Genomic DNA, 15,559 nt, shown 5'->3' on the forward strand with positions numbered 1-15,559 from the left:
ATATAATTGTATAATTAAATGAAATAATGGACTGTTTCGATGGAGCTTGAGCAGCTAAGGTGTTTCGTTGTTGTTGCCGACGAATTGCACTTCGGGAGAGCGGCCCAAAAAGCCGGGATTTTACCTGCGTCTCTCGGTCGTCATGTCCGTCTCCTTGAAGAGTCGCTCGGGACGCAGCTGTTCGTGCGGACGACGCGCAGCGTTAATCTCACGCAGGATGGTGTTTTGCTCCTTGAGGAGGTCAAGCCAATCCTGGACCGTCTTGAGAAGCTCGCGGATCGGTTTCGCGGCGCAAGTCATGAGCATTCCCAGTTCCTTCGCATTGGAACGATAGACAGCGCGGCGGCAGGCCTGGTCCCGCAGCTTCTACAGGATTTTCGAGAAGTCTCTCCGGGCACGATCGTCCAGATCGTCGAAGATAAGACCATTAGGCTGGTGCCTAAGCTTCTGGCCGGACGGCTTGACGTCATTCTGATCCGGCCTACGCATGGGTTGAGCCGCGCCATCTCGGTGAAGCCTTTGTTTTTCGAAACAGCGGTCGTCGCCGTTTCATCTACCAATCCGCTTGCTGCGGCTGGCGAGGTAACGGTGGACGCCTTGGTAGACGAACCGCTCATCGTCCCGGATCGCCGGTCTCGTCCCCACAGTCACGATCTTACGATGAACATATTCGCAAAGGCTGGGCTCCGCCCGCGTATCGCGCAGGTCGCGGACGAGAAGCAGACGATCATCAATCTCGTCGCAGCGGGCATCGGATCCGCGATCGTACCGCGTTGGACGGCGAAGCTGACCGTCAAAGGCCTGAAGTTCCTGTCGATCCGCACGTCGGACGACAGCCGGCTGGAAACGCTTCCGCTCGCGGCAGCCTGGATGAAGGGTGTTAGAGACGCAGGCCGGGATCAGCTCATCAAGCTTATGGGCGACAACGCTGATCGTTATTTCGAACACGCATAGACGGCACTGTGGTTGCCGCACCTAAAGATAATGGCTGCTATATCAAGCTATTACAAGCTACGTCCGAGAAATACTCTTCAAGCCGCCAATCTCGGCGCTGCTCCGCCCTCGGTTGCCAAATTACACCGTTCAAGATTTTGGCTGTATCGTCGCTGCTGTAGGCCAGATATTGGGACCCTAGCCTAGCAGGGAATTTTGTTTGAGCAAACTACCTGACGCCCTACTCGTCAGATCTCGATGCGAATTGTTTGACATTCTAATATTCAGGATAATATTCCCAGGATTTGAGGCGAGCGATTCTGATTCGGTGATTCACCTCTGGTGACTTTGGCAGCCGTAAAAGAATCCGACATATCGCGCGTTAGATAGGCCTCGATTGTTTCAGACTCATCACACTTGGCAATCACCTGGCACCGTAGCCAGTTATACGCCCCTTTTTCGTGAATAGCGCCCGCACGCAATCAAGGATATCCTCGATGCCCAATTCTGCGTTTACTTCATAGGCGTCCGGTTCTCCTGCAGGCGTCTCAAGCGTCGCGAATTGACTGCGAAGCAGTGACGGTGGCATGAAATGGTTCGTCCGGCCGCCAAGTCGGATACTAAGTGCCTCATACGAAGCGTTGAGAAATACGAAATTCAGCCTTCGGCCTAAACGGTCGCGTAGCCGTTCCCGATAAATAAATTTAAGCGCTGAGCAAGAGGCGACAATGCCTTCCCCCTTGTCCGATGCCGACAAAAGTTCGTCGGCAATCCTCTCCAGCCACGGAAGACGATCGTCATCGGATAATGGAATGCCTCGACGCATTTTCAAAATATTGGCTTCAGGATGAAGCGTATCACCTTCCAAAAAACGCCATCCAACTTCTTCCGCTAGTCGCTTCGCGACGGTGGATTTGCCGCAACCTGAGACACCTATCACAACGGTTACGCTGCCAAATGATATGCTTGGCGAGGGTTCAAAAGCAGTCACGTCAAGGCTCTCACTGGGATTGCTGGCAATTTGTCAAACGGCCGGAAGGAGGAGCGAGGCATTGGCCATGATTTCCAGCCAAGCCTATGCAAAAAGCTAGAGCGATACGGTAATCCCGCCATCGACATAAAGTGTATGCCCATTGATGAATGACGATGCATCACTCGCAAGGAACACTGCAGCGCCGATAAGTTCTGACACGTTGCCCCAGCGGCCTGCCGGTGTGCGTGTCTCAAGCCACGCGGAAAACGCCGTGTCATCGACAAGAGCCTGATTGAGTGGAGTTTTAAAATAGCCGGGTGCGATGGCGTTGATCTGTAACCCATGACGGGCCCAGTCAGTGCACATGCCGCGTGTCAGGTTTTTAACTGCGCCCTTGGTTGCCGTATATGGCGCGATGCCGGGGCGTGCGAGTTCGCTTTGCACCGAGGCAATGTTGATGATCTTGCCGCCGCCCCGTTCGATCATTTGCTGCGCGACGGGCTGCGAAACGTAGAAGACGCTCGAGACATTTGTCCTCAGCAGCGCGTCCCACTTGTCGTGCGGAAACTTATCAAGTGGCGAGCGAAACTGCATGCCGGCATTGTTGACAAGGATGTCGACTGGTCCGAAACGTTCCTCAATAAGGCGGACGCCATTCGTCGCTGCCTTTGCGTCCGTGACATCGAACGCAGCGGCGTTGACCTCGGCTCCTGCTTTTTTGAGCGTGTTCCGGGCCGCCTCAAGCTTGGCGGGATCGCGGCCGTTCAGGGTTACGCTTGCGCCATAGCTCGCAAGGCCTTCGGCAATCGCCAGGCCGATGCCCTGGCTTGATCCGGTGACGAGCGCATGCTTGCCGTCCAGATTGAAGAGTGTTCTTTCCAGCATTCTCAAGCCCTTTCCGAGATGGTGGAATGGCCGGATTCCAGTTCGGTGATGCGATGTGTCAACTGGGTCGCCGAGGCATGTTCGTCGATGGCCGCATTGCCCATGATGCGGCCATGCGATACAACGACCACCTCGTCGCCAACCTCATACATTTCCGGGACTTCTGTGCAGAAAAGAACAACAGCGTTACCTTTCGCAGCATAGTCACGAAGGATCGCATAGATGTCCCGTTTACTGCTAAAGTCCACCCCGCGGGTCGGCTCCTCGATGACCAGAAGTTCCGCACCATATTCAACTGCCGCACTGACGACCACCTTCTGCTGGTTTCCACCACTGAGCGAGGTGATCGGATGGTCGATGCTCGCGGTCTTTACAAAGTATTTCTTGACCGCAGCGTCAGCCCGGGCAGCAATCTTCGAGCGGGAAAGAAAGGGTATCGGGCTGCATAGTGACGACCAATTGAGCCGGGCAACGAGATTGTCGCCAACGCTTAAGTTCGGGAAGACGGTCGATCGCCTGCTTGCAGCAACATAACTAACGGCGATTTCATTGCCGTCTTTCCGCCTGGCGTTCAGATTTCCGCTGATCGGACTATAGCGGCCCAGAGCGCGAACAAGTTCGCGCGCTCCGGAGCCCTCAACTCCAGCGACGATGGTAACGGTTCCGGGCACAATATTCAGATCGATCCGGTCAAAACTTCCGGCTGGATCGGAGCAGCTATTGAGCGAGACGATGAACGACGGGTCCGGTGGCATTTGACGGCCCGTCGCGCGTGAAGTCGCCTCCGTCAGGCTAAGGCCATGGGTGAGCTCCCTGACGATTGCCATCTCGGTCATGCGATCGCCCGAGAGGTCGCCTTGAATGGTGCCGTCTCGCAGAACCAGAACCCGGCCGCAGGAATTGACGAAATCCTCGAGCCTATGCGTGATCAGGAGGACGATCTTGCCCGCATCGGCCAATCGCCGCATGACCGAGAAGAGCGATTTCGACTCCTCGTCGGTTAGCGCGGAATTCGGCTCGTCGAACAGGAAGATGTCCGCTTCGTACATGATTGCCCGCGCAATCTCAACGCGTTGCTGAACGGCGAGTGACAGATCGGAGAGCTGGTAGTGCGCGAAACGCTCCAGTTCCAGCAGTTTCAGCGCCGGCGATGGATCTACCTTGGGTCGCGGCGAACCCACGGCGGAGGCTTCGCGGCCGACCGCAAGGTTTTCAAGCACGGTCAGGTTTGGCCAGACCTGGGGTTCCTGATGGACGACCGCAACGTGATCCGTTACGCGGTCGACGCCACGACCGTCCCTTTCCAAGATGATCGAGCCGGAGTCCGGGAGTTCTTCGCCCGCGAGCATGCGGGTGAGGGTGCTCTTTCCAGCCCCATTTGGACCAGCCAGCCCGACGATGTCGCCCGAGGACAGTTCCATGGACAAGCCGGCAAGCGCTCTTGTCGGACCATAATTCTTGCGCAGATTCGTCGCCGAAAGCCTGATCATTCGCTTTTCGCCTCACGCTTGGCGGCAGAGCGCTGGGCCGCGCGCCGGATAAGGATCTGGGAACCCTGATCGAGCCAGACGGCACCGATCGTGACGATACCGATGAAGAGAAGCTGCGCGAAGGAACCGACACCCATCAGCGCAAGCCCGTTCGTCAGAAGCGACAGGAGGATCGCGCCGAGCAGGGTACCGACGATCGTTCCGCGACCGCCCGCCAGGCTTGCACCGCCGATGACCACAGCTGCCACGACTGAGAATTGCAGAGACCCAGCCTGTCTCGGGCCGACCGAGCCGACATAGGAGAAGTCGACGATGCCGGCCAGACCGGCCATCAATCCACTGATGAGGAAGACCAGCAACTTGTACTTGACGATCGGCAGACGGGCGATGCGAGCAGCTTCGGCATTGCCGCCGATTGCGGCGAGGCGAAAGCCGAACACGGTGCGATGCCTTATAAACCAAAAAAGCAGGAAGGAGGCCACGAGCCAGAGCGTCGCGCTCGGGATGTTCCAAAGAAGCGGCGCCTGGCCGATGGCCTTGAAGATGGAGAGCTCCCACTCCGGCGGTGCCGGGTCGGAATAGGCGGGCGTGAATGTCTGCGCGTTGCTGATCAGAAGCTGCAAACCTTCCGCGACATTGAGCATCCCAAGCGTTACGATGAATGAAGGAAGCCTCGCCTTGACGACAAACCACCCGTTCAAAAGGCCTACGAAAGCGGCGATGGCCAGAGAAACGAGGAGGGCGGGAATCAGTGGCAGAGTGAAGGGAAGGGCTCCGCCGCCAAGCCAAAGGGTCGCCATGGTAATCGAGGTCAGGCCGTAGACAGAGCCGACCGAAAGGTCGATCTCGCCAAGCAGAATGATCAACTTCTGCGCGAAGGCGATCATAGCGAGAGCAACCATCGAACGCAGCAGCGTCGTCAGGTTGTTAATGCCGAGAAACGAGTCATGCTGGCTCTGCACAAAGGCCGCAATGACGACGATTGCGAGCACCAGGCCTGCCGTTCGCAGCCCGTTGATCATGTTTCCCGGTTTGAGTATGGCGAGCATGCTGTGGCCCTTTACGATAGTCATGGCGGTATAGGCGCTTGTTCCGGGGTTTCGGCCCGAGACTTCGCGTTCATCACCTGGATTCTATTAAAGTGGGCGGCTCGCCGAAGCCAGCCGCCAGCGCTGGATTACTTTCCGAGCGCAGCCTTCAGGCGGGCCTTGGCGGCCTCGACCGTGATCATCCCATCTCCGCCAGCCTTCGTGATGACGATCGGGTTCAGGTATTGAAGGGGATCAGCGTGAACGTCGCCCTTGGTCAGGTAGGCCACGCATTGCTTTACTGCAGCTTCGGACTGATTGTCGAAGCCCTGATCGATGGTGACGAGCGTCCGGCCCGCTTCGATATCGTCCAGAATTGCGCCGCTGACGTTGAAGCCCGAAGTAAAGGATTTGCCGGTCAGGCCCAGATTGTTGATGACGCGCGCAACGCCCTCGACACCCTGGTCGGTATGGAAAAACAGATTGACCTTCGGGTTGCCCGTCAGGAACGGCGTCACGCTGTCGATGACTTCCGCCGTGGTGTAGTTCCGGCTCGTCGGCAGGCCGGTCTTGTAGTCGTTGAAGAACTTCACATCTGGATAGGAGGCCTTGAAGCCTTCCTGAAAGCCCTGCATGCGGCCCTGGGCCCAGGGCTCATCCGGGCCGCCGCTACCGAGGGCCACCTCGGTTATGGTTAGCCGCATTTCCCTGACCAGCTTTGCCGTCGCTTCGCCGTTGAAACGTCCGGCAGCAACTTCGTTCAGCGCCGAGAATGAGAAGCGCTTGGACTTGGCAGCATCGTTGTTCAGCGTCATCGCCGGAACGCCGGCGTCGACGTAACGGTTGATGATGGCGTTGAACTGATTGGGTAGCGGTGCCTGGACGCCAAGGCAATCGACCTGATCAGAGTTGAGTAGCGTCTCAAGTTCGTTGATCTGCTGTGCCGGATCCGGGTTGACCGGGCCGACCAGGCGGCAGTTTGCGTTGAGGCCGGCCGCCTTGGCATCTTCGCAACCCTTGACGGTACCAAACTTGAACTGGGCGCCGGAAATCGGCACGCCTGTTCCGGCAACTTGAATGACGATGTTGACCGGCTTTCCGGTCTTCAGCTTGTCGGCGATGCGGGGTGCGAGCTTAAAGTCGCCCCAAGCGAACTTGTGCGACATGACGCCATCGGGAACAGCTTTGTCCTGCGCTGCGACCGGTGTGATCGCGCTTGCACAGAGAAGAGCAGCAAGAACGCCAATGCGTGACTTGGTTTCCATGGAAAAGACCTTTCTACCTCTGAAGGAATAGCCGATTATTTTATGATTGTGCGGCAGGTGTATCGGTACACAAATAATTGCCGTCGTCAATCGCATTTTGGCACCCCGCTGAGGAAAATTTCGAATTTTGTCTCGGGCAGTAGAATATCCATACGTGTCAGAACAGCGATAATTACCTAATGAAATCATCCATATGATGGCGGCGCATCTTAATTCTCTTGATGCTGACGTCTCGCCTCATTAAAAAATTGAGGTTGACAGTAGTTGGTATTTTGTGGATCGATACACTAAAACGCAACACAATCCACGCAAATAAGGGGAACGTACGAGAGTACGTCAAAGAAGGCTTCATGGATAATCAGTCTCGTTTCATGCTTGGTATTGATGTCGGCGGCACGTTCACCGACTTCGTCGCCTATGATCGCGAAAAGCGCACCATCAATGTGTGGAAGGTCAGATCCGTACCGACGGATCCTGTCGTCGGCATCCTGAATGGCCTCTCCGAGTTCGCGCACAGGGACGAGATCGATTATGTTCGCCTCGGCACGACGGTTGGCACGAACGCAGTGCTCGAGCGCAAAGGCGCAACAGTTGCCTATGTCACGACAAGGGGCTTCCGCGATATTCCCTTCATTCAGCGCGGAAATCGCCGCTATCACTATGATATGAGCTGGGTGAAGCCGACGCCTCTGGTCAAGCGAAGCCATTCCTTCGAGCTGACCGAGCGTCTTGATGCCAAGGGCAACGTGCTCATGGCGCTAGACGAAGCAGAGGTCCGGACCCTGGCGGCGACCATCCGTGCCATGCCGGATATTCAAGCGGTTGCCGTTTGCACCCTGTTTTCCTACGTGAACCCCGTGCACGAGCTGCGCATCAAGGCAATCCTCGCCGAAGAGCTGCCAGGTCTACCGATCACGGCGTCCTATGAAATTCTTCCGAAATGGAAGGAATATGAACGTGCATCGACCGCCATCGCCGATGCCTATTTGAAGCCTGTCGTCACCCGCCAGCTTGCCAGCATGCGCAAGCGTCTGGACGAGGCAAAGATGGATGCCAATGTCGTCGTTATCAAATCGAACGGCGGTGAGATGACGCTGGACGCGGCCGCGAACGCGCCGGTCAATCTCGTTCTCTCCGGTCCGACCGGCGGCGTCATCGCCAGCCGTGCCGTTGCCAAGCTCACCGGCATCGAAAACCTCGTCACCATCGACATCGGCGGAACGTCAAGCGACGTCGCCACTGTTTTGGACGGTCGCGAGCGTTTCACCACCGCATTCGAAATCGAATGGGGCATGCCGATCCAGATCCCAATGATCGACATCCGCACGATCGGCGCCGGTGGCGGCTCTATTGCCTGGATCGACAATGGCGGCATGCTGCGCGTCGGCCCGCAGAGCGCCGGAGCAAATCCTGGGCCTGCCTGCTACAGCGGGGGCGGAACACTTCCAACGGTCACGGACGCCAATGTCGTGCTCGGCCGCATCGATCCCAACAACTTCCTCGGCGGCCGCATGAAGCTCGACGCTGAAGCGGCGCGAGTTGCCGTATCGAGTGTTGCCGAGAAACTGGGTCGCAGCATTGAGGACACAGCATTGGCAATCCTCAAAATCGCCAACAACAACATGGTCGGCGCGCTTCGTACTGTTCTCATCGAACAGGGTCTTGATCCCCGGGACTTTACACTGGCCGGCTTTGGCGGTGCAGGTCCCCTGCATACCAATGACCTTGCCGCTGATATGGGAATTCCGAGAGCTTTGGTTCCCAACCATCCGGGCCAGTTCTCGGCTTCCGGCTTCATACTGACCGACGCCCGCGTCGATCGGCAGCGCACGACGCATATTACCAGCAGGCACTACGACCCGGTGCTCGGCCAGTCCATCCTTTCCCAGCTGATCGCCGAGGCGACGGCGGAGCTGCATGAACAGGGCTACACCACTGACATCGAGGGGCACTACCTGCTCGAGATGCGCTATCTCGGCCAGAACTATGAACTTGAAATGCGGATCGACGAGACGGCCTTCGAGGCTGCCGATGGCAGCGCGCTCTGGGAGGCATTCCATCGCGCACACAAGGCCCGTTTCGGTTTCTCCTCGCCGGGCGACATCATGGAAATCGTAAGCTGCGCCGTCACCCTTGTGGCAACGACGCCCAAGCCGGATATCCTTCGGCTGGAGCGCACCGCGGGAACCGCGAAGCCGAAATCGGCGCGGTCGGTCTATTTTGCCGACGGTTCGCATCAGGCGCCGGTCTACGATCGCGGCGACCTGCTGTTCGGAGACGTCATTCCCGGTCCAGCCGTTGTCGAGGAGCCTGCATCCGTCACGGTGCTCAATCCCGGCAGCACGCTGTCCGTTGACGAGTTCGGAAATCTGATCATCGACATCCTCGCCTGAGCCCAGTCATTCCCGGCGCCTTGCGTGGATGAGCTATCCGCAGGCCCGATACCCGGAGAAATCAAATGCGTTTTTCTGAAAACGGCTACTACATCGAAAAATATCTGAAGTGCGCCAATTGCGGTCAGCTGCTCTACGGCGTGTCCGACGAACGCTTGCACGGCGGGCACACGCTTTACTGCAGCGAGTGGTGCGAAAGCTGGGATGGCATGCGCGCGGACCGTTCGGCTCGTGCATTGCTGCCCTTCGAGCCATCGGCGCCAGTGGCATCTACGAGCACGCGGCTTGCACCGCTCGATCCCGTCACCATGAACATCCTTGAATCGACCATGGTTTCGGTCTGCCGCGAGATGGGCATATTGCTCATGAAGACGTCCTATTCGACGATCTTCAATGAAGGTCTCGATTTCACCTGCGCTTTCGCCGACAAGGACGGCGAGATGATTGCGGTGGCCGAATTCAACCCGGCCATGATCGGTGGCATGCCCATCCTGATGAAGAGCTGCGCGCAGGAGATCGATTTCGATACTCTGGAAGAAGGCGACGTCATCCTGCATAACGACCCCTATCGGGGCGGCCTCCATCTTCCCGAACATACCTTCTTCAAACCCGTCTTCATCGACGGCGAACTCGTGGGTTTTGCCGTCTGCATAGGCCACGTCGCCGAGATCGGCGGCATGGTGCCGGGCGCATTCGCGGGCGAGGCGACGGAAGTCTTCCAGGAAGGCCTTCGCGTGCCGCCGATCAAGATCAAGAAGGCCGGCAAAGATGTCGACGAGGTCTGGAAATTGCTTCTCGCCAACGTTCGCACGCCGCGCCAGAACTATGGTGACCTTCGGGCGATGATCGCCAGCGTCGATTTGGGTGTCGACCGTCTGACGGCCGTTATCCGCAAGTATGGCAAGGACGTGTTCAAGCAGACATGCTTGGATCTAATGGATTACTCAGAACGCCGTATGCGCGCCGAAATCGCGTCCTTCGATGACGGCATGTACAGCTTCGAGGACACCGTCGAGGACGACGGCATAACGGCGCAGTCTTATAAGGTCGCCGTCGACGTCTTTGTGCAGGGCGACGAGTTCATCGCCGATTTCCGCCGCACGGCAAAGCAGGCACGTGGTCCGATCAACGCCACTTATGGCGTGACGACAAGTGCTACCTACAATGCCGTCCTGCACATGACGGATCCCAGCATTCCGAAGAACTCCGGCTGCTTCCGCCCCATCAAGGTCGTCTCGCCGCCCGGAACTGTCGCCAACGTCGATTTCCCGGCGCCGGAAGTTGCCGGCAACACCGAAACCCATCCACGTCTGGCCGGGATCGTCATCGGCGCAATGGCGACCTGCGCGCCCGAGCGTGTCATGGCTGCTGAAGCCGCCACCGGCACCAACTTCGTCTTCGGCGGCCATCATCCTGATTATGACGAATACTTCGCCTGCTATGACATCATGGCCGGTGGCTGGGGCGGTCGTAGCGGCTTCGACGGCAACAATTGCAACATCGCCATCAACGGCAATTGCCGCTTCAATCCAACGGAAGTCTTCGAAACCCGCTTCCCCATCCGCGTCGAGAATTGCGAGCTGATCACGGATTCGGCTGGCGCTGGCGAATATCGCGGCGGTCTCGGCTATGAGCGGACTCTGCTGATGACCGATGTGGCCATTACCGGCAGCCAGTGCACGGATCGCCATACGATCAGGCCCTGGGCATTGTTCGACGGCAAGGAAGGCGACAATGGCGCGACCCACGTGCTGAAGGCAAGCTCGACCGAGTGGCAGAACGTGAAGGAAGCCTACGGCAAGCGTTCGACCAGCAAGTACGCCAATATCCGCTTCGAGCCAGGCGATCGCATTCGGTTGCGCACGCCGGGAGGCGGTGGCTTCGGCGCGCCGACTGCGCGTGCGAAGGATGCTATCGAACGCGATGTCGCCGAAGGCTTCGTTTCCATCGAAGCGGCAGAGCAAATCTACGGCTGGACCAAGGCCTGACAGGAGAAACGTCCCATGTCCATGATACCGAATTCTAGCGCCGCCCGTGACGTTCGTTTTCACCTGCATGCTCAGACGAATCCCGAGCGGCATGAAGGCGAGGGCCCCCTCGTCATCGCGAAGGCAGACGGCCCCTATATCTTCGACGATGCGGGAACCCGTTATCTGGACGTTATGGCTGGACTCTGGTGCGCCTCACTCGGGTTCACCAATGATGGCTTGGCGAAAGCAGCCTCGGACGCTTACGCGACCATGGGCTTCTATCACACTTTCGGCGGCCGGGCTTCTCCGGCCGTCATCGATGCCGCCGAGGCGATCGCGCAGCTGGTCCCGCTGGACGATGCGCGGGTCTTTTTCGCGACCTCCGGTTCGGAAGCGATCGAGACCATGGTCAAGATCGCCTGGCTTTATCACGCCGCCAATGGCGCGCCGCAAAGGCGAAAGATCATCGCAAGACAGCGCGCATTCCACGGCTCCACCATCTTTGCAGCGTCGTTGACCGGCCTTCCCCATATGCACCGGGAATTCGGATTGCCTCTGGAAGGCGTTGTCCACACGCTTTGCCCAGACCCCTATCGCGAGCAGCGTAAGGACGAGACCACGGGAGCCTTTGTCGAGCGCCTCGCAAATGAACTGGAAGCGCTCATTTTGGCCGAGGGAGCTGATAGGATCGCTGCATTTATCGCAGAGCCGATCAATGCTGGCGCCGGTGTCATCGTGCCGCCATCAGGCTATTTCGAACGTATCCAGGCGGTTCTCGATAAATATGGCATCCTCTGCCTGGATGACGAGATCGTTTGCGGTTTCGGCCGCACAGGCAACTGGTTCGGCTGCCAGACGGTCGGCATGATGCCGGACATGATGGCGATGGCGAAGGGCTTGTCGTCATCTTTCTTCCCCATTTCTGCAGTTGCGGTTTCCGGCAAAATTTACGAGGCGATCAAGTCGATCAACAGGGATGGAAGCCTGTTCGGGCATGGCTTCACAAATTCCGGACATCCTGTGGGTGCCGCCATCGTGACGGAAGCCATTAGGCAGTATCAGTCCATGGAGCTGCCCCGATGGGTGCAACAGCGAGGGCAAATGCTGCGGGCGAAAATCGAGCCAGTCCTTGCGGCGTGCCCGTACGTCGGTCAGTTTCGCGGGGAGGGCCTTCTGCTCGCAGCGGAGCTCGTCGCGAACCAGGAAACGAAAGAGCCCTTTGCCGCTGCTTTCTGCATTCCGCAGCATCTCCAGCGTATCGCCATGCAGAAGGGGCTCATGCTCCGGCCGCAGGGCAACTCAATTACCTTCTGCCCACCATTCATTATCGATGATGCCCAGATCGACTTCATCGTGGATGCGCTGCTGGCAAGCATGAAGGAGCTCGAGCAGGAGGTCATTTCCAAATTGCCGGCAGCCGGATAGAACCTTGAAATGATGAGAATCCAGTCGAGACGGCACAGGCGATGACCACAGGCGAAGGCTCCACGAAAATCACCATCAAAGAGGTCGCGGAAGCCGCCGGCGTTTCTCGCTCCAGCGTTTCGAACTACCTGAACGAGCGCTTTGCAAATATGGGGCTTGAGACGCGGGAGCGCATCAACCAGGCGATCGAGAGCCTCGGCTATCGGCCCAACAACGCTGCACGCCAACTGAAGACGGGCAAGGTACCGATGGTGGGATTGCTGGTTCCCACCGTCATCAACCCGTTCTTCGGTGAACTGGCACTGGCGGTCGAACAGGCTGCGGGCCGGCACAACTATCGTGTCCTGCTGTGCAATACGATGCGCGACGCTGAGCGTGAGTACGAATTCGAGGAGGAGATGCTCAGCTTTGGCATTCGCGGCGTCATCACCGTCTCGCCGATCGTCGGCCGCCGAAAGTCGGCCCCCGCGGATCTGGCGGTGGTGGCAATAGACGCCCGGCGCGGGGATCTCGGCTCGGCAAATGTTGACCTCGTGAATCTAGACAATCAGGCTGCAACGAGCATAGCGGTCGACCATCTCGTGAGTTTGGGACACAGGCATATCGCCTACGTGTCAGACTCGTCGTTCACGTTCGCTCGCGCATCACGGGCTGCAGGGTTCGAGGCCGCCGTCGCTGGACACGGCCTTTCCGATTGCCCTGTCGTCGTCCAGTCCTTTGTCGATGGCATTGCGAGCTATTCCGACGTTGAGCTCTTTGAGATTGGGCGCGGCAGCGTGGCACAATTGCTGTCATCTAATCCGCGTCCAACGGCCATCATCGCCCTTAACGACATGATAGCGGTCGGCATATTGTCTGCTCTCAGGCAGCACGGCGTCGCTGTTCCCGGCGAGATGTCGCTCGTGGGGATTGACGACATCGTGCTGTCGCAGCTGACCACACCTGGCCTTTCCACTATTCGCCAACCTGTGACGCAAATGGCAGAGGCGGCCGTGGAATTGCTGATCGCGCGGCTGCGTTCTCCGACCCGGTCCTCGACCGAAACAGTGTTCCAGCCGGAACTCGTGAGACGCGAATCGACAGAAAAGCCATTTTCGCATGAACGAATATAAAGGCCATCATGACGGAGATCGATCATAGCCTCCGCCGGCTGTGAACTGACTATATCGATCTGTACAACCGTGTGGCGCGCGAGGAGGAGCGCGACTTTAAATGGATGAGGGCATGGCGACGATGATCTACCGTTCTCTGGCGCGTGCAAGCTTGCGCGACGATGGGGCACGACAACGGGACGTACCGTGTCGGAACCCTCTCGCGCGGCTCAAAACCCGGTGACTGCTGAGAGCGACCGCGCGATCATCGAGGCTGTAAATGCGGTTGCTACTCGACAAAAAGCGTTAGTGCCGCCGAAGTTTCGCTGGCATGGCTGCGTCGCAACAAAGTCGTCGCGGTGCCACTCGTAGGCGCGTTGACGGAAAACCACATCGATGACGCCGTGGCGTGGCTTGCAATAAGTCTTGTCGATGACGAAGCCGCGCCAGGTATAAGTAGAGTCGGAGCGTGTTGTGAAGATCCCGGCCGAACGCGGCGGCGAATACTCTCGATGGCATCGTCAACTTAATGGCAACGAGCGCAGACCATGGCGCCGGCCGATTTCGCCGATCATGCTCGGGCGATTTTGGCCCACAGGTTCATCGCCGCTGAACGCAATTGGCGATAATGGTTGGAAGGGATGTCGTGGCGCGGGATGTGGAATAGGTTGGCGATCGGGTCATGGATAGAGACAAATCGTTGTAGATGTCGCTGTGACTTGAAGCGCTTCATGATCCGCTCCAATGAAAGAATGCAAGTGGCAAAACGCCTCCATTAGCGGCTTTTTCTTGGGTTCGGTTAGGTTTTGACTGGCGTTCGCATTGATCGGCAAAGTTTTTCTCTCCGCCGGACAGGTTGTTGTCCTTCGTCGGTTCTCAAACCATTCTCCAATGCGTGACGCTGATGCCGCTCCTGGCTTCGGTCACAGAGTGGCGTTCGGCTCCCGGTTTCCCATTCTCTCGTAGGAGCGCAGCCCGGCGTTGCCAGGCTCGCTAGCGGATCATCAGGACAGCCGGGATATCGTCGACGCGCAATCCTCGCTTCTGCCGCCGCGCCGTTCATATGGGCGTTGGTCACGCAGGATCTGGAAGGCGATCGTCAAAAGCTTGCGCGCGATGGCAACCCGCGCTTTGTTCACTCCTCTGGATTTCAAGTGTTCGTATTGGGCGCGAAGCTGCGGATCGCTAGCAAGAGCAGGTGCCACCGCCTCGACGAAGGCCCAGCGCAGCCACTTGTTGCCCTGCCTGATGATCTTGCCGTGGAAGGTCTTGCCGCCGGAGGAATAGGTGGACGGCACCAGTCCGGCATAGGCGGCGAGCTTCTTGGCGTTGCGAAACCGCTTGATGTCGTCGATCTCCGCATCGATCAGCCGGGCGAAGAACTCGCCGATGCCGGGGATCGTCTTGAGCAGCTTCACATTGGTGTTCGCTTTCGTCATCGCCCGGATCGTTGCTTCCGATTGCTTGATCCGCCCATCGATGTCCCCGATGAAAGCGAGGCCACGGTCGATCTGGATGCGGTCGATCTCTGAGACCTTGACCTGCGCGAGCTGAGCGCGGCCGGCCTTGCCGAACAGGTCGCCCAGCTTCTTCAACTGCGCCGTCTGCTCCGGATAGCGGTCGAACACCGTGACGATGCGGTTCTTCGTCATCGTGCGCAGCCGCAAGTAAAACATCCGCTCACGTAGCGCGACACGCAGTTCTCGGGCCCGTTCGCCGGGCGCCCAGGCCTCCGGCACCAGGTCGGCTCTAAGCAGATGCGTCAGCACAGTCGCGTCGATCTTGTCGGTCTTGATCTTGGCGTCGGCGATCGCCTTGACCTTCAACGGATGGGCGAGAACGACATCATCACAAATGTCATCGAGCCAGTCGTACATCACCATCCAGTTGCGCGTCGCCTCGACAACCGCGTGCGAGTTCTCACGGTATCGTTCCAGAAACCCACCGAGCGACTGGCGGTCGTTCTTAACACGGCCGGAGCGTAGCGTCTTACCGCTACTGTCCTGCACCACCAGGTGGCTGTAGGATTTGTGATAGTCGACGCCGATATGGTAATCATAAGAGGCAGTCATGCTTCCAACTCCTTTATTGAGATTTTCGAAACCC

Annotated in this window: 11 protein-coding genes and 1 pseudogene; 5 read left to right on the top strand and 7 right to left on the bottom strand. The window is 58.1% G+C overall.

Features of this window, described 5'->3' with window-relative positions:
• The first annotated feature begins 39 nt into the window (after positions 1–39).
• Positions 40–954 (top strand): LysR family transcriptional regulator, encoded by a 915-nt coding sequence (locus AVI_RS23905; RefSeq protein WP_012650538.1) that lies wholly within the window; start codon positions 40–42, stop codon positions 952–954.
• 403 nt (positions 955–1,357) lie between these two features.
• Here the strand turns inward: AVI_RS23905 and AVI_RS23910 are convergent, their stop codons facing one another.
• The 5 genes from AVI_RS23910 to AVI_RS23930 all read right to left on the bottom strand — a co-directional run bounded on the left by AVI_RS23910 (position 1,358) and on the right by AVI_RS23930 (position 6,574).
• Positions 1,358–1,924, bottom strand: coding sequence for a gluconokinase (locus AVI_RS23910; protein ID WP_234618169.1), 567 nt, complete (start codon positions 1,922–1,924; stop codon positions 1,358–1,360).
• 96 nt (positions 1,925–2,020) lie between these two features.
• Positions 2,021–2,791 carry an SDR family oxidoreductase gene (locus AVI_RS23915; RefSeq protein WP_012650540.1) on the bottom strand — a complete coding sequence of 257 codons (771 nt, stop codon included), beginning with the start codon at positions 2,789–2,791 and terminating at the stop codon, positions 2,021–2,023.
• 2 nt (positions 2,792–2,793) lie between these two features.
• Positions 2,794–4,212 carry an ATP-binding cassette domain-containing protein gene (locus AVI_RS23920; RefSeq protein WP_237682045.1) on the bottom strand — a complete coding sequence of 473 codons (1,419 nt, stop codon included), beginning with the start codon at positions 4,210–4,212 and terminating at the stop codon, positions 2,794–2,796.
• A gap of 65 nt (positions 4,213–4,277) precedes the next feature.
• Positions 4,278–5,330, bottom strand: coding sequence for an ABC transporter permease (locus AVI_RS23925; RefSeq protein WP_012650542.1), 1,053 nt, complete (start codon positions 5,328–5,330; stop codon positions 4,278–4,280).
• A 128-nt stretch (positions 5,331–5,458) separates the two neighbouring features.
• Positions 5,459–6,574: a sugar ABC transporter substrate-binding protein gene (locus tag AVI_RS23930; RefSeq protein WP_012650543.1), complete on the bottom strand. Its 1,116-nt coding sequence runs from the start codon at positions 6,572–6,574 to the stop codon at positions 5,459–5,461.
• 350 nt (positions 6,575–6,924) lie between these two features.
• Between AVI_RS23930 and AVI_RS23935 the strand changes: the two genes are divergently transcribed.
• From AVI_RS23935 to AVI_RS23950, 4 genes are all read left to right on the top strand, one after another.
• Positions 6,925–8,967 carry a hydantoinase/oxoprolinase family protein gene (locus tag AVI_RS23935; RefSeq protein ID WP_012650544.1) on the top strand — a complete coding sequence of 681 codons (2,043 nt, stop codon included), beginning with the start codon at positions 6,925–6,927 and terminating at the stop codon, positions 8,965–8,967.
• Positions 8,968–9,032: 65 nt separating this feature from the next.
• Complete coding sequence (locus tag AVI_RS23940) at positions 9,033–10,955, top strand: hydantoinase B/oxoprolinase family protein (protein WP_012650545.1); 1,923 nt, start codon at positions 9,033–9,035, stop codon at positions 10,953–10,955.
• Positions 10,956–10,970: 15 nt separating this feature from the next.
• On the top strand, positions 10,971–12,362 hold the full coding sequence (locus AVI_RS23945; RefSeq protein ID WP_012650546.1) for an aminotransferase: 1,392 nt from the start codon (positions 10,971–10,973) through the stop codon (positions 12,360–12,362).
• Between the two features lie 41 nt (positions 12,363–12,403).
• Positions 12,404–13,474: a LacI family DNA-binding transcriptional regulator gene (locus AVI_RS23950; protein WP_012650547.1), complete on the top strand. Its 1,071-nt coding sequence runs from the start codon at positions 12,404–12,406 to the stop codon at positions 13,472–13,474.
• A gap of 550 nt (positions 13,475–14,024) precedes the next feature.
• Here AVI_RS23950 and AVI_RS30705 read toward each other — a convergent pair.
• Positions 14,025–14,195, bottom strand: a pseudogene (locus tag AVI_RS30705) (IS6 family transposase); the annotation flags it as partial.
• A gap of 262 nt (positions 14,196–14,457) precedes the next feature.
• The gene (locus AVI_RS23955) at positions 14,458–15,525 is read right to left on the bottom strand and encodes an IS110 family RNA-guided transposase (RefSeq protein ID WP_041699408.1); all 1,068 of its coding nucleotides are present in this window, start codon (positions 15,523–15,525) and stop codon (positions 14,458–14,460) included.
• Positions 15,526–15,559 lie beyond the last annotated feature (34 nt).

It is taken from the genome of Allorhizobium ampelinum S4 (assembly GCF_000016285.1).
GTDB lineage: Bacteria > Pseudomonadota > Alphaproteobacteria > Rhizobiales > Rhizobiaceae > Allorhizobium > Allorhizobium ampelinum.